At 72.1% G+C, this 23,174-nt stretch carries 26 protein-coding genes; 12 read left to right on the plus strand and 14 right to left on the minus strand.

Translation table 11 applies throughout. The features are described from left to right. The first annotated feature begins 8 nt into the window (after positions 1 to 8). From ABT063_RS37215 to ABT063_RS37230, 4 genes are all read left to right on the plus strand, one after another. A complete protein-coding gene (locus ABT063_RS37215) occupies positions 9 to 1,016 on the plus strand; it encodes a CopD family protein (protein WP_351064778.1) in 1,008 nt (335 codons plus the stop codon). 103 nt (positions 1,017 to 1,119) lie between these two features. Further along, positions 1,120 to 2,109, plus strand: a complete 990-nt coding sequence (locus ABT063_RS37220; protein WP_351064779.1) for a DEDDh family exonuclease — start codon at positions 1,120 to 1,122, stop codon at positions 2,107 to 2,109. A gap of 79 nt (positions 2,110 to 2,188) precedes the next feature. Further along, positions 2,189 to 2,422 carry a metallothionein gene (locus ABT063_RS37225; RefSeq protein WP_351064781.1) on the plus strand — a complete coding sequence of 78 codons (234 nt, stop codon included), beginning with the start codon at positions 2,189 to 2,191 and terminating at the stop codon, positions 2,420 to 2,422. A 48-nt stretch (positions 2,423 to 2,470) separates the two neighbouring features. Then, the gene (locus tag ABT063_RS37230; protein ID WP_351064782.1) at positions 2,471 to 3,268 is read left to right on the plus strand and encodes an SURF1 family cytochrome oxidase biogenesis protein; all 798 of its coding nucleotides are present in this window, start codon (positions 2,471 to 2,473) and stop codon (positions 3,266 to 3,268) included. Positions 3,269 to 3,523: 255 nt separating this feature from the next. Here the strand turns inward: ABT063_RS37230 and ABT063_RS37235 are convergent, their stop codons facing one another. Continuing rightward, a complete protein-coding gene (locus ABT063_RS37235; RefSeq protein WP_502990957.1) occupies positions 3,524 to 3,730 on the minus strand; it encodes a YbdD/YjiX family protein in 207 nt (68 codons plus the stop codon). Then, positions 3,730 to 5,880 carry a carbon starvation CstA family protein gene (locus ABT063_RS37240; RefSeq protein WP_351064784.1) on the minus strand — a complete coding sequence of 717 codons (2,151 nt, stop codon included), beginning with the start codon at positions 5,878 to 5,880 and terminating at the stop codon, positions 3,730 to 3,732. The genes ABT063_RS37235 and ABT063_RS37240 overlap by 1 nt, the downstream gene beginning before the upstream one ends. A gap of 215 nt (positions 5,881 to 6,095) precedes the next feature. Between ABT063_RS37240 and ABT063_RS37245 the strand changes: the two genes are divergently transcribed. The 5 genes from ABT063_RS37245 to ABT063_RS37265 all read left to right on the plus strand — a co-directional run bounded on the left by ABT063_RS37245 (position 6,096) and on the right by ABT063_RS37265 (position 11,252). Next, the gene (locus ABT063_RS37245) at positions 6,096 to 7,652 is read left to right on the plus strand and encodes a sodium:solute symporter family protein (RefSeq protein WP_351064785.1); all 1,557 of its coding nucleotides are present in this window, start codon (positions 6,096 to 6,098) and stop codon (positions 7,650 to 7,652) included. Then, the gene (locus tag ABT063_RS37250; protein ID WP_502990958.1) at positions 7,649 to 8,236 is read left to right on the plus strand and encodes a SigE family RNA polymerase sigma factor; all 588 of its coding nucleotides are present in this window, start codon (positions 7,649 to 7,651) and stop codon (positions 8,234 to 8,236) included. The genes ABT063_RS37245 and ABT063_RS37250 overlap by 4 nt, the downstream gene beginning before the upstream one ends. Then, positions 8,233 to 8,517, plus strand: coding sequence for a hypothetical protein (locus ABT063_RS37255; protein ID WP_351064787.1), 285 nt, complete (start codon positions 8,233 to 8,235; stop codon positions 8,515 to 8,517). Before ABT063_RS37250 ends, ABT063_RS37255 begins: the two co-directional genes overlap by 4 nt. Positions 8,518 to 8,703: 186 nt before the next feature. Further along, complete coding sequence (locus tag ABT063_RS37260; protein WP_351064788.1) at positions 8,704 to 10,491, plus strand: glycoside hydrolase family 15 protein; 1,788 nt, start codon at positions 8,704 to 8,706, stop codon at positions 10,489 to 10,491. 5 nt (positions 10,492 to 10,496) lie between these two features. Then, the gene (locus tag ABT063_RS37265; RefSeq protein ID WP_351064790.1) at positions 10,497 to 11,252 is read left to right on the plus strand and encodes an SDR family oxidoreductase; all 756 of its coding nucleotides are present in this window, start codon (positions 10,497 to 10,499) and stop codon (positions 11,250 to 11,252) included. A 6-nt stretch (positions 11,253 to 11,258) separates the two neighbouring features. Here the strand turns inward: ABT063_RS37265 and amaP are convergent, their stop codons facing one another. Genes amaP through ABT063_RS37290 form a run of 5 tightly spaced genes read right to left on the minus strand, consistent with a single transcriptional unit; the run spans position 11,259 to position 13,581 of the window. After that, positions 11,259 to 11,846, minus strand: a complete 588-nt coding sequence (amaP, locus tag ABT063_RS37270) for an alkaline shock response membrane anchor protein AmaP (RefSeq protein WP_351064792.1) — start codon at positions 11,844 to 11,846, stop codon at positions 11,259 to 11,261. Beyond that, entirely contained in the window at positions 11,843 to 12,502 is a 660-nt protein-coding gene (locus ABT063_RS37275; protein WP_351064794.1) for a DUF6286 domain-containing protein, read from the minus strand. The genes amaP and ABT063_RS37275 overlap by 4 nt, the downstream gene beginning before the upstream one ends. Further along, positions 12,499 to 12,882 (minus strand): Asp23/Gls24 family envelope stress response protein, encoded by a 384-nt coding sequence (locus tag ABT063_RS37280; protein WP_351064796.1) that lies wholly within the window; start codon positions 12,880 to 12,882, stop codon positions 12,499 to 12,501. The genes ABT063_RS37275 and ABT063_RS37280 overlap by 4 nt, the downstream gene beginning before the upstream one ends. Beyond that, the gene (locus ABT063_RS37285) at positions 12,879 to 13,064 is read right to left on the minus strand and encodes a hypothetical protein (protein WP_351064797.1); all 186 of its coding nucleotides are present in this window, start codon (positions 13,062 to 13,064) and stop codon (positions 12,879 to 12,881) included. The genes ABT063_RS37280 and ABT063_RS37285 overlap by 4 nt, the downstream gene beginning before the upstream one ends. Before the next feature lie 31 nt (positions 13,065 to 13,095). Then, positions 13,096 to 13,581, minus strand: coding sequence for an Asp23/Gls24 family envelope stress response protein (locus ABT063_RS37290; RefSeq protein WP_351064799.1), 486 nt, complete (start codon positions 13,579 to 13,581; stop codon positions 13,096 to 13,098). A gap of 88 nt (positions 13,582 to 13,669) precedes the next feature. Between ABT063_RS37290 and ABT063_RS37295 the strand changes: the two genes are divergently transcribed. After that, entirely contained in the window at positions 13,670 to 14,389 is a 720-nt protein-coding gene (locus ABT063_RS37295) for a nucleopolyhedrovirus P10 family protein (protein ID WP_351064801.1), read from the plus strand. A gap of 4 nt (positions 14,390 to 14,393) precedes the next feature. Here ABT063_RS37295 and ABT063_RS37300 read toward each other — a convergent pair whose 3' ends face one another. The 4 genes from ABT063_RS37300 to ABT063_RS37315 all read right to left on the minus strand — a co-directional run bounded on the left by ABT063_RS37300 (position 14,394) and on the right by ABT063_RS37315 (position 17,847). After that, positions 14,394 to 15,206 carry an enoyl-CoA hydratase/isomerase family protein gene (locus ABT063_RS37300; RefSeq protein WP_351064803.1) on the minus strand — a complete coding sequence of 271 codons (813 nt, stop codon included), beginning with the start codon at positions 15,204 to 15,206 and terminating at the stop codon, positions 14,394 to 14,396. Between the two features lie 117 nt (positions 15,207 to 15,323). Next, complete coding sequence (locus tag ABT063_RS37305) at positions 15,324 to 15,545, minus strand: helix-turn-helix domain-containing protein (RefSeq protein WP_004002281.1); 222 nt, start codon at positions 15,543 to 15,545, stop codon at positions 15,324 to 15,326. Between the two features lie 371 nt (positions 15,546 to 15,916). Beyond that, positions 15,917 to 17,515, minus strand: a complete 1,599-nt coding sequence (locus ABT063_RS37310) for an ABC-F family ATP-binding cassette domain-containing protein (RefSeq protein ID WP_351064805.1) — start codon at positions 17,513 to 17,515, stop codon at positions 15,917 to 15,919. A gap of 92 nt (positions 17,516 to 17,607) precedes the next feature. Further along, positions 17,608 to 17,847, minus strand: a complete 240-nt coding sequence (locus ABT063_RS37315; protein ID WP_351064807.1) for a hypothetical protein — start codon at positions 17,845 to 17,847, stop codon at positions 17,608 to 17,610. Positions 17,848 to 18,211: 364 nt separating this feature from the next. Between ABT063_RS37315 and ABT063_RS37320 the strand changes: the two genes are divergently transcribed. Beyond that, complete coding sequence (locus tag ABT063_RS37320; protein WP_351064809.1) at positions 18,212 to 18,625, plus strand: VOC family protein; 414 nt, start codon at positions 18,212 to 18,214, stop codon at positions 18,623 to 18,625. Positions 18,626 to 18,635: 10 nt separating this feature from the next. Here the strand turns inward: ABT063_RS37320 and ABT063_RS37325 are convergent, their stop codons facing one another. The 3 genes from ABT063_RS37325 to ABT063_RS37335 form a co-directional block, all read right to left on the minus strand. Next, positions 18,636 to 20,033 carry a hypothetical protein gene (locus ABT063_RS37325; RefSeq protein WP_351064811.1) on the minus strand — a complete coding sequence of 466 codons (1,398 nt, stop codon included), beginning with the start codon at positions 20,031 to 20,033 and terminating at the stop codon, positions 18,636 to 18,638. 204 nt (positions 20,034 to 20,237) lie between these two features. Next, on the minus strand, positions 20,238 to 21,371 hold the full coding sequence (locus tag ABT063_RS37330) for an alpha/beta hydrolase (RefSeq protein ID WP_351064812.1): 1,134 nt from the start codon (positions 21,369 to 21,371) through the stop codon (positions 20,238 to 20,240). Between the two features lie 118 nt (positions 21,372 to 21,489). Next, positions 21,490 to 22,221 (minus strand): class II aldolase/adducin family protein, encoded by a 732-nt coding sequence (locus ABT063_RS37335; protein ID WP_351064814.1) that lies wholly within the window; start codon positions 22,219 to 22,221, stop codon positions 21,490 to 21,492. 195 nt (positions 22,222 to 22,416) lie between these two features. Between ABT063_RS37335 and ABT063_RS37340 the strand changes: the two genes are divergently transcribed. Continuing rightward, complete coding sequence (locus tag ABT063_RS37340) at positions 22,417 to 23,166, plus strand: lysozyme (protein WP_351064816.1); 750 nt, start codon at positions 22,417 to 22,419, stop codon at positions 23,164 to 23,166. The last annotated feature ends 8 nt before the right edge of the window (positions 23,167 to 23,174 follow it).

Consider the following 23,174-nt stretch of genomic DNA (forward strand, 5'->3'; position numbering starts at 1 on the left):
ATCTTGAGGTGAGCTTGATAAGACCCACGCCCGGGGCATCCGACGCGAGCGGGTCGGCGCGACGCCCCGGGGCCGGCCGAGCCGTCGCCGTCCTCTTCCTGGTGGCGCTGGCCGCGCTGATACCGCTGCTCGGACCGTCCGCCGCGCTGCACGACACCGGCGAGGCCGCCGCGCCCGGTGTCGGTGGTGTAGCGCTGCTGCGAACGGTGCTGTTCGCGGCGCTGTGTGTGCCGTTGGGCGAACTGTTCGTACGTCGGCTGGCCCGTTCCGTACCCGGCGCTCCCCCGGCCGCGCCTCGCAGTTGGGCGCCGTATGCGGCCGCCGCCGGTTTCGTCGCCGCCCTGGGCCTGGCCTCGGTCGTGGCCACGGGCAATCTGGTGCCGCGGAGCGCCGCCGAGATCGATGTCGGCGGGCTGTACGAGTCCCGCGACGGCAAGCTCGCGCTCCTGGAGGTCAACGCCTTCCTCGCGGCCGGCCTGTGCGCCCTCTCGCGCCGGCCGGCGACACAGGTGTGGCCCCTGGCCGCGGTGGTCGTGGCGGAGGCCCTGCGCGCGCATCCCACGACCGAGCACGACCCGCTGGCAGGGTCCGGGCTGACGCTGGTGCACCTGACGTGCGCGGCGCTGTGGACGGGCGGTCTGCTGTACGCGCTGCGGACGCTGCGGCATTGGGGTGCCCCGGAGGCGGGCGCGGCCCTGTTGGGGCGCTACGCACGCGTGGCGGCCGTTCTGCTCGCGGCCATCACGGCGACCGGGGTGTGGAGTTCGCTGCGCCGCATGCCCTCGGGCACGATCCTGGAGCAGCTGACGACGACGGCGTACGGGCGCACCCTGCTCGCCAAGGTGCTCCTGGTGGCCGCCGTCGCGGTACTCGCCCTGTGGGCGCGGATCCGGCTCGCCCGGGCGCCCGACCCGCTGACCGCCTGCTCCCCCGCGCGGGCGGAGGTCGTCGCCCTGGGGGTGGTGGTCGCGGTGTCGGGACTGCTGACGGCGTTGCCGGTGCCGATCCGGTGGTGAACATCAGTTGACGACCCGGCATCCGAACAGGCGTACGCCGCGGGGCGTCTGACGGACGGGGGCGGGACAGAACTGTCAGTCGTGGCCCGTATCCTCAGGGACCATGCTCGATGACCGCGCGAGGGCAGCGTCCTTCCCCACAGCATGGCCGGCCGCGTATCCGAAGGGATACGCGGTCGTTGACGTGGAGACCACCGGCCTGGCCCGGGACGACCGGATAATCTCCGCGGCCGTCTACCGCCTGGACGCGCGCGGTGAGGTCGAGGACCACTGGTACACGCTGGTCAACCCGGAGCGGGACCCGGGCCCGGTGTGGATCCACGGTCTGACGAGCGAGGTGCTTCAGGCCGCGCCCCTCTTCCAGGACATCGCCGAGGAGTTCTCGGCCCGCCTCGACGGCCGGGTGCTCGTCGCGCACAACGCGGTCTTCGACTGGCAGATGATCGCCCGGGAGTACGCGCGCGCGGAGCGCGAGGCGCCGGTGCGGCAGCGGCTGTGCACCATCGCGCTGTCCAAGGAGTTGGGCCTGCCGCTGCCCAACCACAAACTGGAGACACTGGCCGCGCACTTCGGCGTCGTACAGCGGCGGGCGCACCACGCGCTCGACGACGCGCGCGTCCTCGCGGAGGCGTTCCGGCCGAGCCTGCGCGCGGCGGCCGCGGACGGCGTACGACTGCCGCTGCACGAGTGCCGGCCGCTGACCGAGTGGACGGACCGGCCCACGCCCCGGATCGGGCAGCAGGCGGGCTACGGCGGCTACCGGCAGAGCGGTTGGCGCCCCGCCCGCAAGAGGCCCGCGTGCCCGTACCCCAACCCGGGCCGCTACGAAGAGGGCAAACGACTCAAACAGGGCATGCGGGTCGCCTTCTCGGGAGACACGTCCATCGAGCGCGAGCTGCTGGAGGACCGCGCGGTCGAGGCCGGTCTGCATGTGGCGACCAGCCTGTCCCGGCTGACCAGCCTGCTCGTCACGAACGACCCGGACTCGGCCACGTCGAAGGCGGTCAAGGCCCGGCAGTACGGGACGCCGGTCGTCGACGAGGCGGCGTTCGGACAGCTCCTCCAGGACGTGGAGCCGGCGTCGGAGCAGTGACCGTACGGACGGGTGATTGGCGGGCGACTCGCCCGCCGCCCCCTCGCCCGCGCCGCACCGACGGCTCACCCTGTGGCGCATGGCGACATGTGAAGTTTGCGGCAATCACTACGGAATGACCTTCGAGGTGCACGCACAGGGCGCGGTCCACGTCTTCGACTGCTTCTCCTGCGCGATCCACCGCATGGCCCCCATCTGCGAGCACTGCCGTGTGCAGATCATCGGCCAGGGCGTCGAGGTCGAGGGCCACTGGTACTGCGGCGCCCACTGTGCCCGCGCGGAGGGAAAGGCGGGGATCATCGACAAGGTCTAGTCCGCACCCCCCTGAATGCGCCCCACGACCGAGTTGTACGGTCGTGGGGTGTACCGCTTCCTGTTGTCCCGGCAGTGGGTGATCCTCACGCTGGTCGCTCTCCTCCTCATCCCCACGATGATCAGGCTGGGCATCTGGCAGATGCATCGCTACGAGCTGCGTACCGCACGGAACCAGCTGGTCGCCGACGCGCTGTCCGCCAAGCCGGTACCCGTGGAGCGGATGACCTCCCCCGGACACACCGTCACCCGTGACGAGCGGTACCGCAGGGTGACGGCGAAGGGTCATTTCGACACCGAGGACGAGGTCGTCGTCCGCCGCCGCACCAACTCCGACGACGAGGTCGGCTACCACGTCCTGACCCCGTTCGTCCTGACGGACGGCAAGGTCCTGCTGGTGAACCGGGGCTGGATCCCCGCGGACGGCCCGAGCCAGACCGCGTTCCCCAAGGTCCCCGCACCGCCCCGCGGCCAGATCACCGTCACCGGCCGGCTGATGCCCGACGAGACGACCGCGGCGAGCGGCATCAAGAACCTCAAGGGGCTGCCGGACCGGCAGATCATGCTGATCAACAGTGAGCAGGAGGCGCGGCGACTGGACGCCCAGGTGCTCGGCGGGTACGTCGCGCAGACGGCGCCCGAGCCGAAGGGCGACACCCCGGAGCTGGTCGGCCGGCCCGGCAACGAGGACGCCGCGCTGAACTACGCGTACGCCATCCAGTGGTGGCTGTTCTCCGCCGGCGTCCCGATCGGCTGGCTGGTCCTGGTCCGGCGGGAGGCCCGCGACCGCAGGGCGGCGGCCGCCGAGAAGGCCACGACGCAGGCGGAGGAACCGGCGACGGTGTAGCAGCCGTGCCTCACGTCGGTCGGCGAACCGTCGGCCGGTCCCGCCAGGGGACGAGCGGTGGAGCGGGGCGGGCGGCGTCAGGGCTCCCTGGTGCGCCCGCCCCGCTGCGGAGATCCATCAGAAGGGCCCTGAATCGCGCTGGACGAGAAGGACGCCGCCCGCGCGCGGGAGCTGTGCGGGGCGGCCCGTGCGGAGACCTGGCGGGGCACTCCGCCGCCGCAGTTCATGGTGATGCTGAACGCGGTCGAGGCGCCGTCAGCAGCAGCGGCTCTGCGGGTGTTCCTCTCGGTGCCGTGTGCGCAGCACCTGGTACTCGCGGCGGGTCGGGATCGGGGCGAGGGGGTGGTGGCGCCGGTGCCGCTCGCAGTAGCGGTCGTACTCCGCCTCTCCGGTCAGCTCGCGCAGGTACCAGCGCACCGACCGGTACCACCGCACGGCTCCGGTCCGGCGAGCGGCCCTCATCACCGGGCCCCGGCCAGGGGTTCCGCCGGCTGCGGCAGCACGTCGATGCGGGATTCGACGTAGGGAGCCTCGGTGGTCGGCAGCGCACCCGGCGAGCGGATCGCCCGCACGCACACCACCGCCGCGTTGACGAGCACCACGGCCACCAGCAGCAGGAACAGGGCGATCAGCACGCCGTCGACCGTGGAGTTGGTGACCACGGTGTGCATGTCGTCGAGGGTCTTGGCGGGCGGCAGGACCTGGCCGGCGTCGATGGCGTCGGCGTACCGGGCGCGCTGGGCGAAGAAGCCGACCTTGGGGTCGCCGGAGAAGAGCTTCTGCCAGCCCGCGGTGAAGGTCACCGCGACCACCCAGGCCAGCGGGACGCCGGTGACCCAGGCCCAGCGCAGCCGCCCGGACTTGACGAGGACGGTCGTGCACACCGCCAGGGCGATCGCGGCGAGCAGCTGGTTGGCGATGCCGAACAGGGGGAAGAGCTGGTTGATCCCGCCGAGGGGGTCGGTGGCACCGGTGTGGAGGAAGTAGCCCCAGGCGGCGACGACCAGAGCGCTGCACAGCCAGATGCCGGGCTTCCAGTTGACCCGGCCGACGGGCTTCCACACGTTGCCGAGCATGTCCTGGAGCATGAAGCGGCCGACCCGGGTGCCCGCGTCCACCGTGGTGAGGATGAACAGCGCCTCGAACATGATCGCGAAGTGGTACCAGAAGGCCTTCATGGCCGTACCGCCGAAGACTCCGGAGAAGATTTCCGACATGCCGACGGCGAGGGTCGGGGCGCCGCCGGTGCGGGCGATCAGGGTCTGTTCCTCGACCGCCCTGGCGGCCTGGGTGAGCTGGTCGGGCGTGATGGTGAAGCCGAGGCCGGCCACCGCGTGGGACGCCGACTCGGCCGTCGTACCGAGAAGTCCCGCGGGGGCGTTCATCGCGTAGTACAGGCCCGGCTCCAGCGTCGCCGCCGCGATCAGCGCCATGATCGCGACGAACGACTCCATCAGCATCGCGCCGTAGCCGATCATCCGGACCTGGGACTCCTTCTGGATCAGCTTCGGGGTGGTGCCCGAGGAGACCAGGGCGTGGAAACCGGAGAGCGCTCCGCAGGCGATGGTGATGAAGAGGAAGGGGAAGAGGGACCCCGCGAAGACCGGTCCCGCACCCGACGAGGCGAAGTCGCTCACCGCGTCCGCCCGCAGCACCGGCGCGGCCACGGCCACCCCGACCGCCAGCAGTGCGATGGTGCCGATCTTCATGAAGGTGGAGAGGTAGTCCCGCGGGGCGAGGAGCATCCACACGGGCAGGACGGAGGCCACGAAGCCGTAGCCGACCAGACAGAAGACGAGGGTGGTGGGGCTGAGCGTGAAGACGGACGCCAGCGAGGAGTTCTGCACCCAGCTGCCGCCGGCGATCGCGAGCAGCAGCAGCGCCACGCCGATCAGGCTGGTCTCGACGACTCGCCCCGGCCGGATGCGATGCAGCCAGAAGCCCATGAACAGAGCGATGGGGACGGTCATCGCGACCGAGAAGGTGCCCCACGGGGAATGGGCGAGCGCGTTGACGACCACCAGCGCCAGCACGCCCAGCAGGATGATCATGATGGCGAAGACGGCGACCAGGGCCGCGGCCCCGCCCGCCCGGCCGATCTCCTCGCGGGCCATCTGCCCCAGCGACTTGCCGTCCCTGCGCATCGACAGGAACAGCACGACCATGTCCTGTACCGCCCCGGCGAAGATCACCCCCGCGACGATCCAGAGGGTGCCGGGCAGGTATCCCATCTGGGCCGCGAGCACGGGGCCCACCAGCGGGCCCGCGCCGGCGATCGCGGCGAAGTGGTGACCGAGGAGCACCCGGCGGTCGGTGGGGTGGAAGTCGACACCGTCCTGAAGACGCTCGGCCGGAGTGGCCCGGCGGTCGTCCGGCTGCAGCACCCGGCGGGCGATGAAGCGGGAGTAGAAGCGGTAGGCGATGGCATACGAGCCGAGCGCGGCCACCACCAGCCAGACCGCGGAGATCTCCTCCCCGCGGGCGAGGGCGAGGACGCCCCAGGCGACCGCGCCGAGCAGGGAGACGGTGGTCCACAACAGGACCCCGCGCGGGGACATTCGGAACTTTTCGGACTCCTGGAGCCCGGATTCGGGCAGGGCTGACGTAGGCATGGCGGCTCCTCGTTGGGACACCTCGTGACACGAGATGCGTGAGCTTCGGCGACGGCGGCTCTCCCGCCCGCTGCCGGTCCGTGCAAGAGTTGCCCACCCTCCGGAACCGGTTGACAGCGAATTTCCAGAAGATTTCCCGCCGGTTTTCTGTCCTCCGACCGGGCCGCCCGCGCAACTCCCCCGTGAGGGCACAGGCACACCAAGGACGGTGACCCATGGCCGACAGCGCCATGACCGCGACGTTCCTCGCCGTGATCGGCGGGGCGTCGCTGCTCGCCGTCACCGCACGGCGGCTGCGCCCGAGCGACCGGCTGCCGTCCCTGGAGGGCTGGGCGCTGGCCGACCGCAGCCTGGGCCCGGTGTGGACCTGGCTGCTGCTCGGCGGCACGATCTTCACCGCGTACACCTTCACGGCCGTCCCGGGACTGGCCTACGGCAACGGCGCGCCCGCCTTCTTCGCGGTGCCGTACACGGTGATCATCTGCCCGCTCGCCTTCGTCCTGCTCGCCCGGCTGTGGACGGTGGCCCGCCGGCACGGATACGTCACCGCCGCCGACTTCGTGCGGGGACGGTACGGCTCGCCGCCGCTGGCCCTGGTGGTCGCGCTGACCGGGATCCTCGCGACGATGCCGTATCTGGCGCTGCAACTGCTCGGCATACGGGCGGTGCTGACGGCCGGGGGCATGTATCCGCGGGGCGCGGCCGGTGATCTGGTGATGGTGGCGCTGTTCGCGGGGCTCGCGGTGGCGACGTACCGGTACGGGTTGCGGGCGCCCGCGGTCATCTCCGCGCTGAAGGCGGTGGCGGTCTTCGTCTCGCTCACCGCCGTGTGCTGGCTGGTCCTCGAACGGCTGGGCGGGCCCGGGGCCGTGTTCGACGGCGCGGCCCGTCGGCTGGGCGGTACGGACACGGCACACTCCCCCCTGATCCTGTCCCCGGCCCAGCAGCCCGCGTACGCCACGCTCGCCCTTGGCTCGGCGCTGGCCCTGCTGATGTACCCCCATGTGCTCACCGCCGGCTTCGCCGCCGACGGGCCGCGCACCCTGCGCAAGGTCTCCGTGGCGCTGCCCGCCTGGACGGGTCTGCTCGCCCTCTTCGGCTTCCTCGGCATCGCGGCGCTCGCCACCGGGGTACAGGCCCCGCGGGGCAGCGCCGAGGCCGCCGTACCGATGCTGGTCGACCGGCTGATGCCGGCGCCGCTGGCCGGTCTGGTGTTCGCCGCGATCACCGTGGGTGCGCTGGTCCCGGCCGCGGTGATGTCGATCGCGGCCGCCACCGGCTTCGTACGGAACGTCTACGTCGAGTACTTCCACCCGACGGCCACGCCCAAGCGGCAGGTGCGCATCGCCAAGGCGGTCTCCCTCATCGCGAAGGCGGGGGCCGTGGCGTTCGTGTTCGGGCTGCGCGACCAGGACGCCATCAACCTGCAGTTGCTCGGCGGTGTGTGGATCCTGCAGATCTTCCCGGCCGTGGCCGTCGGGCTGTTCACCGGGCGGCTGCATCCGCGGGCGCTGCTCGCCGGGTGGGGCGTGGGCATGGTGGCCGGGACGGTCATGGTCGTACGCGAGGGGTTCTCGTCCATCGTGACCCTGGGCTTCGGATCCCTGGAGATCTACGCCGGGCTCGCGGCCCTGCTGCTCAATCTGACCGTCGCCCTGGCGGGCACCGCGGTCCTCGAACGCCTCGGCGTGCCCCGCGGCGCCGACGCGACCGATCTGCCGTCCCGCCTGACCGTCGGGCGACACCCCGAGACGGGAGCGAACAACCCGTGAGACGCAGACACCCGACTCCCGTGTCCGAGCCGCCCGTCGAGCAGCCGGACGGGCCCCTCACGCCCGTGCTGCCCGACCCGGCGGACCTGGAACGCGAGGCCGGACTCGCCCGGCTCTTCGAGCTGCACTACTCCTCGATGCTGCGCCTCGCCGTCCTGCTCGGCGCCGACGACCCGGAGAATGTGGTGGCCGAGGCGTACTACCAGATCTACCGCAAGTGGCGGCGGCTGCGGGACGCCGAGGCGGCGGAGGCGTATCTGCGCTCCACGGTGTGCAATCTGACCCGGATGCGGATACGGCATCTCCAGGTCGCCCGCAAGCACGTGGAGAACCCGCCGAACCTCCCGGCCGAGGCCGTCGCCTCCGCCGAGAGCACCGCACTGCTGCGCGACGACCAGCGGGTGCTGGTCGACGCCCTCCAGCAATTGCCGGCCCGCCAGCGGGAGGCGCTCGTGCTGCGGCACTGGCTCGGGCTGAAGGAGAGTGAGATCGCCGCCGCGATGGGGATCTCCTGCGGTTCGGTGAAGACACATACGGCACGCGGCATCGCCGCACTCACCCAGGCGATGGAGGCCCGGCGATGAACGACACCAGCCCGGACCGCACGGAGCGGGAGCTGCGCGAGGCCCTCGAGGCACTGGCCGGCGGGGTGCGGCCCGCTCCCGACGCCTACCGCACGGCGCGCGGCGAGTGGTTGCGCCGGGAACGCCGGCGACGGCTCGTGCTCGCCGTGCTGATCGCCGTCGTCTTCACCCTGGCCACGCTGATCGGTCTATGGGTGCTGAACCAGACCCCGTCGGAGCCGGGCGTGATCTTCTCCGGCACCGGAAGAACGGCCGTCATGGTGCCGCCCGGGCCTCCGTAGACCGACCGCCTCCGACTCCGCGAGGCCGGTCGTCACGGTGACGACGCCCGGGCCTCCGTAGACCGACCGTCGCCCGCACGGCGAGGACCGTCGTCACGATGCCGACGCCCGGAACGCCGTAGGCCGACCGAACCATCACCCCGGCGCCCCGGGTTCGTCACCGGGTCCGCCGGGCACCCGCACCCCGTGCACCCCCATATCGAGGACTACGCGCTCATCGGCGACGAACAGACGGCGGCGCTGGTCGGCCGGGACGGCTCCGTCGACTGGCTGTGTCTGCCCCGCTTCGACTCGGCGGCCTGCTTCGCCAAGCTCCTCGGCAACGCGGAGAACGGCCAGTGGCGGATCGCCCCCAAGGGCGCGACAGGCCCCTGCACCCGCCGCGCCTACCGCCCCGAGACCCTCGTCCTCGACACCGAGTGGGAGACCGACGCAGGCAGCGTGCGGGTCACCGACCTGATGCCGCAGCGCGATCGCGCCCCCGACCTCGTACGCGTCGTGGAAGGCCTCAGCGGCGAGGTCAGCATGCGGAGCACACTGAGGCTGCGCTTCGACTACGGCTCGATCGTGCCGTGGATGCGCCGGTCCGACGGCCACCGGGTGGCCGTCGCGGGGCCCGACTCGGCGTGGCTGCGCAGCGAGCCCCAGGTGCGCACCTGGGGCGAGGACTGCGGCACCCACTCGGAGTTCACCGTCACCGAGGGCGAGAAGGTCGCCTTCGTCCTGACCTGGCATCCCTCGCACGAGCCGCGCCCACCGCTCGTCGACCCGTACGAGGCGCTGGAGAGCAGCGTCGCGGACTGGCAGGCGTGGTCGTCCCGTTGCCGCTACGACGGCCCGCACCGGGACGCCGTCGTACGCTCCCTCATCACCCTCAAGGCCCTCACCTACGCACCCACCGGCGGCATCGTGGCCGCCGCGACCACCTCGCTGCCCGAGGAGATCGGCGGCGTGCGCAACTGGGACTACCGCCACTGCTGGCTGCGCGACTCCACCCTCACCCTGGGCGCCCTGCTGTCGTGCGGCTACCAGGAGGAGGCCGAGGCCTGGCGGAACTGGCTGCTGCGGGCGGTGGCCGGCGACCCGGCGGACCTGCAGATCATGTACGGCCTGGCGGGCGAGCGGCGGCTGCCGGAGTTCGAGGTGCCGTGGCTGTCCGGCTTCGCCGGCTCGAAGCCCGTACGGATCGGCAACGGGGCCGTGAACCAGCTCCAGCTGGACGTGTACGGCGATGTCATGGACACGCTCTCGTTGGCCCGGAAGGCGGGCCTGCCCAGCACACCGGACATGTGGGCGTTGCAGTGCGCCCTGATGGACTTCCTGCGCTCGGCCTGGCGGCGGCCGGACGAGGGGCTGTGGGAGATGCGCGGGGGCCGCCGCCACTTCGTCCACTCGAAGGTGATGGTGTGGGTGGCCGCCGACCGTGCCGTGCGCACGCTGGAGAGGAACCCGAAGCTGCGCGGGGACCTGGACGGCTGGCGGGCGATGCGCGACGAGGTGCACCGGGAGGTGTGCGAGAAGGGCTACGACCCCGAGCGGAACACCTTCACGCAGTACTACGGCTCACGCGAGCTCGATGCCTCGCTGCTGCTCATCCCGCGCGTCGGCTTCCTGCCGCCGGACGACCCACGCGTGCTCGGCACCATCGACGCGGTCCGCGACGCGCTGGGCCACGGCGGCTTGCTGCGCCGCTACAGCGCCGCTCAGACTCCCGTGGACGGGCTGCCGGGCGGCGAGGGCACCTTCCTGGTGTGCTCCTTCTGGCTCGCGGACGCCCTGCACATGACGGGCCGTACGGAGGAGGCGCGGAAGCTGTTCGAACGGCTGGTCGGCCTCGCCAACGACGTGGGGCTGCTGTCCGAGGAGTACGACCCCGTGGCCGGCGTCCAGCTGGGCAATGTCCCGCAGGCGTTCAGCCACATCGGCCTGGTGAACACCGCCCTCGCCCTGTTCGGGACCGAAAGGGCAGGATAGGGGCCATGGATCTTGGGCTGAAGAACAGGGTGTACGTCGTCACCGGGGCCACGCGCGGTCTCGGCAACGCCGCCGCGCGCGAGCTCGTCGCCGACGGCGCGAAGGTGGTCATCACCGGGCGGGAGGAGAAGAGCGTCGCCGAGGCGGCCGCCGCGCTGGGGCCGAACGCGGTGGGGGTGGTCGCGGACAACGCCGACGCTTCGGCGCCCGCGCGGCTGATCGCCGCCGCGCGCGAGCACTTCGGCGGCTTCGACGGCATCCTCGTCAGCGTCGGAGGGCCCGCGCCGGGGTTCGCCGCCGACAACACGGACGAACAGTGGCAGGCGGCGTTCGAGTCGGTGTTCCTGGGGGCGGTTCGGCTCGCGCGGGCGTCGGCGGCCGAACTGGAGGCCGGGGGTGTGGTCGGGTTCGTGTTGTCCGGGTCGGTGCATGAGCCGATTCCCGGATTGACGATCTCGAATGGGCTGCGGCCGGGTCTTGCCGGTTTCGCCAAGTCGCTGGCGGACGAGTTGGGGCCGCGGGGAATTCGGGTTGTCGGTCTGCTTCCGTCTCGTATCGATACGGATCGTGTGCGCGAGCTGGACGGGTTGTCGGCCGATCCTGAGGCGACTCGGGCTGCCAATGAGGCTCGGATTCCGTTGCGGCGGTACGGGACTCCGGAGGAGTTCGGGCGTACGGCTGCGTTTTTGCTGTCGCCGGCGGCTTCTTATCTGACGGGGATCATGTTGCCGGTGGACGGGGGAATGCGGCACGGGTTCTGAGGTTTCTCAACTGACCCTTTCCGCACGGTGCTTGACCGCATTCAGTCTGACCTCGGCCGGGAGTGTCTCAAGGCCCGCCGAATCGCGAGCGTGGGTCAGCGCCCCGGTCTCGAGGTCGTGCAGGGCCGTCCCGGGGTCCACGTGCGGTTCCAGCCGGAGCCGTACGCGGGTCTCGGGGGCTCTGGGGCGGCCCGTGAGCAGGACCTGGGCGCGGGCCACGCCGTCCAGTTCGCCCGCCTGTCCGGCCAGTGCGCCCTCCAGCGCCCGGCCCCTCAGCAGCGCGCCCTCGCCGTCCCCGGTGTCGACCAGTACTTCGGTGAGCCGGTGGCGGCGCAGGACCGCCGTGAGCCACCACAGGGCGAGCAGGACGAGGACGGCGAGCACGGCGATCACGGTCGGCCACCACCAGGCGTCGTCCCGCCAGCGGGTCCGCTCGGAGTCGGTCAGCAGCACGTCGTGCGAGCCGTCGTGGATCCACCAGGAGGGCGCCGGGGCGCCCAGTCCCACGGCGAGCACGGAGCCACCGAGGACGAGCAGCACGAGGCCGGCGACGGCGAGCAGCACCCGGTTGACGGTCCTGAGCACCGTGCTCACCCCTTCCGTCCGGGTCGTGCCACGTGCACCGACAGCGCGGGCTGCCGGGCCAGACCCAGCCCCCTGACCGCTTCGGTGAGCGCGGCGTTCAAGTCGTCGCGTACGTCGTCCGGTTCGCGGAAGTGGGAGACCGCGCGGACGTCGGCGCGGGCGCGGCGCACGCGTACCCGTACCGACCGCACTCCGGGGACCTCCATGGCCCGGTCGCGCAGCACCATGGCGGCCGCGTCCCGGTGCAGTCCGGCGCGGACGTCGGCGTGGGTGCGCCGCATCGGCAGTACGGCCCGCAGACCGGGCGTCACGGCCAGCACGATCAGCCACAGGCCGAGGGCGGCGGCGACGCCCGCACCGACGAGCACCCAGATGTCGTCCAACGGCCGCTCGGCGAGCTGCCGGGCGAGGCCGCGGCGCCAGGGCAGGGCGTCCCGGTCGGCGCGCACGGCGGCGATGTCGTACAGGAAGGCGCCCGCGACGACCAGGAGCAGCAGCGCCACGAGGCCGGCGGGGACGCGGCGCGCCGACCAGAAGCGGCCGCCGGCCTTTCCGTCCTGGCTGTCCGGCACAGGTGGAGCCTCGTACTCCCCGCCTGTGTCGGCCGCCTTCTCCATGACCGGCAGTCGCTGTGTGGTGCCCTCGGATCCCTGGGGCTCGCTCATCGCGTCCTCCCCTGTGCCGCGCCGTGCGCCGGTGCCAGGTGCAGTCGCTCCACCTGGACGGTGATCTCCGGCACCTGCATGCCCACCAACGCGCCTACCCGCTCCACGACATGACGACGCACCTGCCCGCATCGGGCGCCGATATCGCAGGGGTAGACGAGTTCGAGGTGCACGCGGATGCGGGCCGTTTCGTGGTGGACGGCGACATTGGTGTGCGGGGGCGCGGCGTCCTCGGGCAGTTCGCCGAGTGCCTCGCGGGCCGCCTGCGACGCGATCTTCGCGACGACCCGGTCGGCGATCCGTGTGGCGCCGCGCCCGCCCGGCGGGACGACGGCCACGGGTCTGCGCAGTCCGTCGGCCGCGCTGCTCACGGGTGTCACCGCCGCCGGTCGTCACGGGTACGGAAGAAGTCGCCGAGCTCCCAGTCCCCCTCCAGGAACCGGCCGACGACGAATCCGACGGCGCCCAGGGCGGCGACCAGCAGGAAGGCGCCGAACCCGCCGAAATACCCGGCGAATCCCAGCACCATGCCGGCGATCATGCCGACCACGGCCATGCTCATGGTGCGCTCCGTTCGGTTGTCGGTCGCCGCGTCACTGGAGGCGGGACTCCTGCTCCTCTTCCTCTTCCTCCGGCAGCTTCACGTCACTGACCGCGATGTTGACCTCGACGACTTCGAGGCCGGTCATCCGTTCCACCGCCGCGATGACGTTCTCCCGCACCGCCTGCGCCACATCGGAGATCGGTACGCCGTAGTCGACGACGATCTCCAGGTCGAGCGCGGTCTGCACCTCGCCGACCTCGACCTTGACCCCGCGCGTCACGGCCCTCGCCCCGCCCGGCACCCGGTCCCGCACGGCTCCGAAGGTACGGCTCAGCCCGCTGCCCATCGCGTGCACTCCGTCGACCTCCCGGGCGGCCAGCCCGGCGATCTTCTCCACGACCCCATCGGCGATGGTCGTCCGCCCCCGGGTGCCCGGGTCCCCGCCGCCGCGCTTGGCGGTCTTGCGGGTCTGCACCGGCGACTCGGTCTCGCTCTCAGGGCCCCGCGTCCGGTTCCGCTCCGTCATCTCGCTCATCGCCGTACATCCCTTCCGGTCATCGTCCCTTTGACCACGGTAAGCGGCGTTGCGCGATTGCGCGCCACGGATGCGGCAGGCTGGAGTAATGACGGTGGATCGATGGACGCAGGCCGTACGGCAACAGCTGAGGCTGGGCAGGCTGCTGCCCCTGGGCGGCGCGCGCGACGGCGCGTGGATCTCGGAGGAGGCGGCCGGCGCGATGCTGCGGCGCGCGGCCGAGGACATGCGGGGCGTACGACTGGGCCCGGTGCGGATCGGGCTCGCCGACCCGGAGGACGCGCACGAGCCCGCCGTACCGCCTCCGCCGAGCGCTCTGCCGCCGGGCTCCCTGCGGGCGACGGCCGAGTTCGCCGCGACGGCGTCCGAGCCGCTGCCGACGACGGCGGCGCGGGTGCGGGAGGTGTTGGCGGGCGCGGCGGAAGAGCTCGGCCTGGCGCTGGCGGAGGTGGACCTGCGGGTGACGGCGCTTGTCGACTCGACCGCCGAGGAGCCGGAGCCCCGTCCGGTACGGCCGCCGGAGCCGGCCTCCGCCGTGTCGCCCGGGGACACCGACGAGGCCCGTGCGGCCGACGCCGCCCTGGGCGTCCCGGGCGTGTCCCACCTGACGGGCACGCTGGGCCGCCCGGTGCACATCGAAGAACGGCAGGACGGGACCACCGCCCTGCCGCGCCGGCACGTCCGCCTGGAACTGGCGGTGGGCGCGGACCACCGAGCCGTGGACGTGGCCCGGGAGGTCCGCGCGAAGGTGGAACAGGCGCTACCGGATCATCCGACGGTGGCGGTGCTGGTGACCGCGGTCGGGTGAGGACTCACTCGCCGACGCCCGCCAGGTCCCGCAGCCGCCGGGCCTGCGCAGCCCGTTCCGCGGCGCGCTGGTCCTCGTAGGACCGGCCGTCGGCCCCACGCAGCAACGCCTTGGTTTCGATGACGGCGTCCCGAGGCGCGGCCAGGACCGCCCCGGCCAGGTCGCGTACCGCGTCCTCGAGCTGATCCGACGGCACCGCGACATTCGCCAGCCCCGTACTCACGGCCTCCTCGGCCAGGACGAACCGCCCGGTCGCGCAGATCTCCAGCGCCCGGGCGTACCCGACCAGCCCCACCAGCGGATGCGTGCCCGTCAGGTCCGGTACCAGCCCCAGGCTGGTCTCACGCATGGCGAACTGCACGTCGTCGGCGACGACGCGCAGGTCACAGGCGAGCGCGAGCTGGAAGCCCGCCCCGATGGCATGCCCCTGCACCGCGGCGATGGACACGATGTCGCTCCGTCGCCACCAGGTGAAACCCTCCTGGTACTCGGCGATGGTCGCGTCCAGCTCGGCGTCGCTGCCACGCGCGAGGTCGATGAACGACGGCTCGCCGTCGAAGCCCTCGGGCGTGAACGCCTGCCGGTCGAGTCCGGCGGAGAAGGACTTGCCCTCGGCACGCAGCACAACGACCCGGACCGACCCCGGCAGGAGCCGCCCGGCTTCGGCCAACGCCCGCCACAGAGCGGGGCTTTGGGCGTTGCGCTTGGCCGGGTTGGTCAGCGTCACCGTGGCGATCGCGTCGTCGACGGTGAGCCTTACGCCGTCCTTGTCGAGTGCGGGAGCTTCGGGAACAACATCCTGGTCGGGCGAAGCCATGGGGCGCCTCCGATGAGTGCGGTCAACAGAGCGATGCTAAGTGACTGCACAGTAACCACCCGGCCGATCAGCTGACCGACCGGGTGGCCACCATCGAAGCCGATGGGCCGCCCGGGTTCAGGACGATGCGGCCTTCTTGCCCCGCGTCGCCCCGCCACGCCCACGGAGCGTGACGCCCGATTCGCTGAGCATCCGGTGTACGAAGCCATACGAGCGGCCGGTTTCCTCGGCCAGCGCCCGAATGCTCGCACCGGAGTCGTACTTCTTCTTCAGGTCTGCCGCGAGCTTGTCGCGCGCGGCGCCGGTTACCCGGCTGCCCTTCTTCAGAGTCTCGGCCACCCGTGCCTCCTCATGGGAAGTGCGCTCTGGTCTCCTCATGATCACCCCTCCGGGCCTTCATGGCCACCCATTCGGCAAGGTCCGTGAGACAAGGTTTTGACGACGGGAGCCCATCCCCACAAGCGGAATCTGTAATTCCTCCCAGCCGCGTTCGCACCGCCGAACGGGTAAATTCACGAAGTGCCAGGTCAGAGACGCGCGGCGGCCGAGCCCTTGCCGATAATGGGCCCGGCCGGGAAATTGATGTAGGACACACCTCGGTACGAGGAGATCTCACACAGATGATGGATCACGGATCGGCCGAATGATCCATACGCAGTGGATCACCTCTTCGATCAAGCGGTGCTGACCGCCCTGACCGCCCCGACGGCTCAGGCGAGCGCGACGAGGTCCGCGTAGTCGGCGCCCCACAGGTCCTCGACACCGTCGGGCAGCAGGATGATCCGCTCCGGCTGGAGCGCCTCCACGGCGCCCTCGTCGTGGGTGACCAGCACGACCGCGCCCTTGTAGGTGCGCAGCGCGCCGAGGATCTCCTCGCGGCTGGCCGGGTCGAGGTTGTTGGTCGGCTCGTCCAGCAGCAGCACGTTCGCCGAGGACACCACCAGGGTCGCGAGCGCCAGGCGGGTCTTCTCGCCGCCGGAGAGGACGCCGGCGGGCTTGTCGACGTCGTCGCCGGAGAACAGGAAGGAGCCGAGCGTCTTGCGGACCTCGACCAGGTCCAGGTCGGGGTTGGCGGAGCGCATGTTCTCCAGAACCGTGCGGTCGGCGTCCAGGGTCTCGTGCTCCTGGGCGTAGTAGCCGAGCTTGAGGCCGTGGCCGGGGACGACCCCGCCGGTGTCCGGCTGCTCCACGCCCGCCAGCAGACGCAGCAGGGTCGTCTTGCCGGCGCCGTTGAGGCCGAGGATGACGACCCTGGAGCCCTTGTCGATGGCCAGGTCGACGTCGGTGAAGATCTCCAGCGAGCCGTACGACTTCGACAGGCCCTCGGCCATCAGCGGGGTCTTGCCGCAGGGCGCGGGCTCGGGGAAGCGGAGCTTGGCGACCTTGTCGGACTGGCGGACCGCCTCCAGGCCGGAGAGCAGGCGCTCGGCGCGGCGGGCCATGTTCTGCGCGGCGACCGTCTTGGTGGCCTTGGCGCGCATCTTGTCGGCCTGCGCGTTGAGGGAGGCGGCCTTCTTCTCGGCGTTCTGCCGCTCGCGCTTGCGGCGCTTCTCGTCGGCCTCGCGCTGCTGCTGGTAGAGCTTCCAGCCCATGTTGTAGACGTCGATCTGGGCGCGGTTGGCGTCCAGGTAGAACACCTTGTTGACGACCGTCTCGACCAGGTCGACGTCGTGGGAGATCACGATGAAGCCGCCGCGGTAGGTCTTGAGGTAGTCGCGCAGCCAGATGATCGAGTCGGCGTCCAGGTGGTTCGTCGGCTCGTCGAGGAGCAGCGTGTCCGCGTCCGAGAAGAGGATGCGGGCCAGTTCGACACGGCGGCGCTGACCGCCGGAGAGCGTGTGGAGCGGCTGGCCCAGCACCCGGTCGGGAAGGTTGAGCGCGGCGGCGATGGTGGCGGCCTCGGCCTCGGCGGAGTACCCGCCCTTGGTGAGGAACTCCGTCTCCTGGCGCTCGTACTGGCGCAGCGCCTTCTCGCGGGTGGCCCCCTGGCCGTTCGCGATGCGCTGTTCGTTCTCGCGCATCTTGCGGATCAGTGCGTCGAGGCCGCGCGCGGAGAGGATGCGGTCGCGGGCGAGGACGTCGAGGTCGCCGGTGCGGGGGTCCTGCGGGAGGTAACCGACCTCGCCGGAGCGGGTGATGGTGCCGCCGGCGGGGATGCCCTCGCCGGCGAGGCACTTGGTGAGGGTGGTCTTGCCGGCGCCGTTGCGGCCGACCAGGCCGATGCGGTCACCCTTGGCGACACGGAAGGTGGCGGACTCGATGAGGACGCGCGCACCGGCGCGCAGCTCGATACCGGATGCGGAGATCACGGACAGACTCCAGGGCGGGGGTGGTTGGCGGGATGGGCGGCTGAGGACGTTCCCGCCGTCTAATGCGCGAGGAGAATGGCCATGGGCCAAGTCTAACGGGGCCGTGCAACCACTTTTTCTGCGTTCGGGTGTTCGAGCCGGGCTTTGGGGACGTCGTTGCCGAGCGGTCTGCGGTGCGGGGTGATACGGCCGAGGTCGTCGACGGCTATGAGCTGGGCGGTCCAGGCGGCTGCCGCTGCTGGTCCGGTGCAGGGCTGGACGATGAGCAGCACTACGGCGTGACGTACGGCACGCGCGGGGTCGAGGGAGCAGCCCTCGCGGGCGGGCAGCACCCTGCGCGGGACGCCGTCCGCGATGCGGTGGCCGGAGCCAGGCGGCGGCCGCGGGCCGGGCGCGGTGCCGGCGCACGGAGGTGCCGTCGGTGTCGGTGACGAACCCGTCGTCCCAGAGCGTGCTCGCCTTCCCGCGCGCGGAGAGCACGGTGAGCGGGCGCCGGCCTTCGCGGGGGTGCCGCCAGTGGAGCGCGCTTGGCGCAGAGCGTGGCCACGGCCGGGGCGGGCGGCTCGGCGCGCTGTCGGTGACACGGCGGGCGGGGCGGATTCCCCGTCCGGACCATCACCGGGGCGATGTCGGTGGTCGCTGCGAGACTGGACAGCAGGTGATGTTCCGGCAAGGGATCACGAAGGAGTGATCGGCATGGCAGGCACGAGCGGCGGGCGTCCGAGCATCTACCCCACCCTGCTCTACGCGGACGCGAAGGCGGCGATCCGGCAGCTCACGGAGGCCTTCGGCTTCACGGAGCTCTCGGTGTACGAGGGCGAGGACGGCTCGGTCCTGCACGCCGAACTGGTGCAGGGAAACGGCGGGGTGATGCTCGGCTCCAAGGGCCGCGGCGGTGTCTTCGACACGGCGATGAAGGACGCGGGCACAAGCGGGGTGTACGTCGTCGTGGACGACGTCGACGCACATCACCAGCGAGCCGTGGACCACGGCGCGGAGATCCTGATGCCCCCGACGGACCAGGACTACGGCTCGCGGGACTACATGGCCAGGGACACCGAGGGCAACGTCTGGAGCTTCGGCACGTACGCCCCCGAGATAGGCGGCTGAGAGCCGGGCGTCAACTGCCCCCGGTGTGCACCTGGAAGGCAGCGCGGCGCACGGCCTTCGCCAGGGCCGGGTCGGGGTGTGCGGCGGCGAGCGCGACCAGGACCTGCACGGTGCGGGGGTGGCCGACGGCGCGTACCTCGTCGAGGAGCGAGGGGACGGTCGGCTGCACGGCGGACTCCAGGTGCCGCACCAGCATCGGGGCCTCGCCGTGGTCGGCGACGGCGGCGGCGGTGTCGACCCACAGCCAGGTGGCCTCTTCCCGGGTGAGGACCTCGTGGGCGTCCTCGGGGTCGATGCCGTCGTGCTCCGCGAGCCACAGCAGGGCGTACGGCCGCAGCGTCGGGTCGTCGGCCACGGAGCGGACGTCGGGCTCGGCGGGGGCGCCCACGACGCGCAGGGCCTCGAAGGCGAGGCCGCGCAGCAGGGCGTCCTCGCCGCGGGCGGCGTCGAGCAGCTCGGTGACAGCGTTGCCGACGGGGCGGGCGGCGAGCCAGGCGCGGTATTCGGCGCGGGCCGCGTTGGGGCGCAGCTGGGCGCAGCCGCGGAGCATGTCCTCGGCGCCCTGCTCGATGTTCCCGGCGGGGCTCTGCGCGGCCACGCAGATCTGCTCCAGCTTGACCCAGACCGCCCAGCTGCCGAGCGGGGTGAGCGTGGCATGCCCGTCGCCGTAGGTGAGGGCGCCGACGGAGGCGAGGGCGCGCAGGGCCCAGTCGAGGAGGGGCGCGAGGGGGGCGTCGGCGGCCTGGTGCTCCGTTGGTTCGGGCTGCGGTCCGTAGGGGATTTCGCAGCGCTCGGTGCGCAGTTCGGTGACCCGCTGCTCGAGGAGGTCGAGGAGCTGCTCCACGGGGACGGGGCCGGCGGACAGTTGGAGGAAGGAGAGCACCTGAGGCATGGCCGAGACGACCTCGGCGAGGGCGGCGGGCTCGTGGTCGGCGGGCTCCGGGCAGGCGAGCGACCAGGCGTCGAAGAGGGCGACCCAGCCGCGCAGTACGGCGCTGTCGTCGCGGTTCCAGGCGCGCAGCCGCCAGCCGGGGCGGGCGGTGTCGCCGTGCACCTCGACGAGGCCGGCGAGGCGGGCGGTGTCCCAGTCGGCGCGGACCTGAGCGGGGGTCAGGCCCAGGTCGGCGGCGGCCCGTTCGGCGGTCTCGTCGGAGAGGGTGCCCCTGCCGTCGGGGTTCGCGCCGTCGCGGACGGGGCGCAGGGCGGCGTCGGCCCAGTGGGCGACGCGGGCCGCGGCGGCCAGGCCGGAGCGTGCCATTCCGGCCAGCTCCGCGGGTGCCGGTGTGCCCTCCGGGGGGCGGGGCGCGGGGCGGCGCGGGCGCCGCTGGTTCACAGCTGAGGGAGCGGCGGCCAGGGGTCGCGGGCGGACGAGTCGAAGCCTGGAGTCGCGCGGGATACGGGACGTCACGGGTGCAGTCTTCCGGTTGACGGTCCGAAAACCCAAACGGAATGCCACGGCGGGCGACGAGGAGGGCCGACGCCGGGCCCGTGCGGGCCGCTGGAGGCCGAGATCAGGCCAGTGGTACGGCGTTAAACGGAACCTGTGGGACCGGGGCGGAGCGGGCGACGGCAGGGTGTCGGGACAGTGGCGGCGCGGTGTCGGCGCCGTCGGTCACATCAGCGGTGTGAGGAAGCGGCGCATCGCCTCTTCGTAGGCCGTGGGGTCGGCGTTCCACATGGCCGCGTGCGGAGCGTGGCGCACCGTGTGGAGGGCGACCCGGTCGGGGCGGGCGGCGGCGAGGCGGCGGGAGTGATCCCAGGGGGCCACCCTGTCGTCGGGGCCGTGGAAGATCATGGTCGGCGTCCGGAGCCGGTCGGCGGCGTCGGCCTCGGCGTCGGCGAGTCGGTCGCCGTACATGCCCGTGCGGCCCTGCGCGGCGCGCACCGCGAGCGGCAGCAGGGCGCCCGGTGTGCGGCGGGCGGCGGCGAGGGCGCGCAGAGTCGTCTCCCAGCTGAGCACCGGGGAGTCCAGGACGAGCCCGGAGATCCGGTCGCGCAGGCCGGAGTGCAGGGCGGCGCGCAGCGCCATGGTGGCGCCGGTGGACCAGCCGAGCAGGACGACCTGGCGCGCGCCGGACCGGACGGCGTAGCCGATCGCCGCGTCCAGGTCCCGCCACTCGGTCTCGCCGAGATGGTTCAGTCCGTCCGGCGGCCGCGGGGCACCGAGGTCGCCGCGGTAGGCCGGGGCGAGCACCGGGAAACGGTGGCGGTGCAGGAACTCCATGACGTTCATGGCGTGTTCGCGGGTGGTGCCCAGGCCGTGCACCGCGATGATCCAGGTGTCCCGCACGCCGGGCACGAACCACGCGGGCAGGGAGCCGAGTTCGCCGGGGACGTCGACGTCGGCGTGGTGCAGGCCGAGGGCGGCGCTCGGGTTGCCGACGTGCAGGTTCGGGGTGAGCCAGACCTTGTCGCCGGGTTTCAGGGTGCCGTGCGAGACGCGTTCCAGGCGGCGGACGACGGTGTCGGCGGAGTGGGACTCCGCGCCGAGGACGGGCCCGACGACCGCGTGCGAGCCGTCGCCGCCGAGGCCGTAGATGCCGGGGCGCAGGGCGGCCAGGTCACGCGTGAGGGTGATCCGGCCCGCGGCCGTCGCGTGCACGGTGAGCCGGGGTTCGGTGGGCAGGGGGCGGCCCGGCGGCGCCTTGAGCGCGGCGTCACTGGCGAGCCGGCCGGCGGCGATGCCCGCCGCACCGGCCGCCAGGGCCGCGGAGACGGCAGCGGCCGTTGCTTTGACAGTGCGCACGGCTCCAGTGTCCTGTCGGACGCGGCTATCGGCCAGCGGGAGGACGGCTCGGAGTGACGCCGCTTGCAGGGACGAGTCAGCCGGTCGCGCCAGTCGCCCGGAGGGCGCGGCAGAAACCTCACCCCCGCTGCCCGTACCCCCGCAGCCGCTCCCCCACCTCCGCCAGCTGCGCCTCGGACAGCAGAGTCGGCGACAACCCCGGTACCGCGGACGCCGTCAGCCACAGGCGGCACATCCACTCCAGCTGGGCCGTGCGGTCGTAGGCCTGGTCCAGGGTGGCGCCGTAGGTGAGGGTGCCGTGGTTCTGGAGGAGACAGCCGGAGCGGTCGGCGAGGGCGTGGAGCATGTTCTCGGCCAACTCGTCGGTGCCGTATGTGGCATACGGGGCAACCCGGACGGGCCCGCCGAGCGCGACGGTCATGTAGTGGATCGCCGGGAGTTCGGGGACGAGCGTCGAGACGGCCGTCGCGTGCACGGCGTGGGTGTGCACGACGGCGCGGGCGTCGGTGCTGCGGTAGACGGCGAGATGCATGGGCAGTTCGCTGGTGGGGACGAGCCCGCCGAGGACCTGCCGGCCGTCGAGGTCGACGCCGGTGACGTCGTCCGGCGCGAGCCGGTCGTAGGGGACACCCGACGGCGTGACCAGCACGGTGTCACCGACGCGCACCGAGACGTTGCCGGAGGTGCCGACGACCAGTCCGTCGGACACGGTCCGGCGGGCCGTCGCGACGAGCGCCTCCCAGGCGTCCGCCTCCTCGGCGCGCACGCCCCTCCCCCGCGACTCCGGCACATCCTGCGCGCCCTCCCGTACACCTCGTACGCCCCGCGGGTCCCGCCGCTGCTCAGCCATGCGGCGATCTTGCCAGGCACGGCGTCAACCCGCCGCCGCGCGGAGACACTTCAGGCCGGAATCACACCCTCCGAAAGATCGTGTATGCGCAAATATGACCTTCTTCGATCGCTTGGCCGGAGATCGCAGAAGATCCGATGATCTTCCAGTAATCTCTGGTGTTTTGTCGTGCACGTCGCCATTCCGGGGGGACATATGGCCCGTGATCGCAAACCATCCCGCCGCCACAACCGCGCCTTAGCGGCGTCCGTGGCGGCTCTCACCGCCGGGGGGATCGCACTCGCCGAGACGCCGGCCTCGGCGGCGAGCCCGCCGAAAGGACACGACGTCTCTTCCCATCAGAAGAACGTCAACTGGCAGAAGGCCAAGTCGAAGGGCGCCAAGTTCGTCTACGTCAAGGCGACCGAGTCCACCACCTACCGCAACCCGTACTTCGGCCAGCAGTACAACGGCGCCCGCGACATGGGCATCATCCGCGGCGCGTACCACTTCGCGCTGCCCAACAAGTCGTCGGGCAAGGCACAGGCGGCACACTTCGTGCGCAACGGCGGCGGCTGGACCGCGGACGGCTGGACGCTGCCGCCCGCGCTCGACATCGAGTACAACCCGTACGACAAGAAGCGCAAGTGCTACGGCCTGAGCAAGGCGAAGATGGTCAGCTGGATCAAGTCGTTCAGCGACGAGGTCAAGCGGCGCACCGGTCGCCGTCCGGTGATCTACACCACCGCCCACTGGTGGAACACGTGCACCGGCCGAAGCGGCGCCTTCGCCTCGAACCACCCCCTGTGGGTCGCCCGTTACAACTCCGCGGGCACGGGGGCACTGCCGGCCGGATGGTCGGCCTGGACGATCTGGCAGTACGACAACGGCGGCAGCCTGCCGGGTGACCAAAATCTCTTCAACGGGTCCCTGACCCAGCTGAGAAAGTTTGCCCGAGGCTACTAGCCGTGCGG

This window comes from Streptomyces sp. NPDC002838 (assembly GCF_040295365.1).
In the GTDB taxonomy this organism is placed as follows: Bacteria; Actinomycetota; Actinomycetes; order Streptomycetales; family Streptomycetaceae; genus Streptomyces.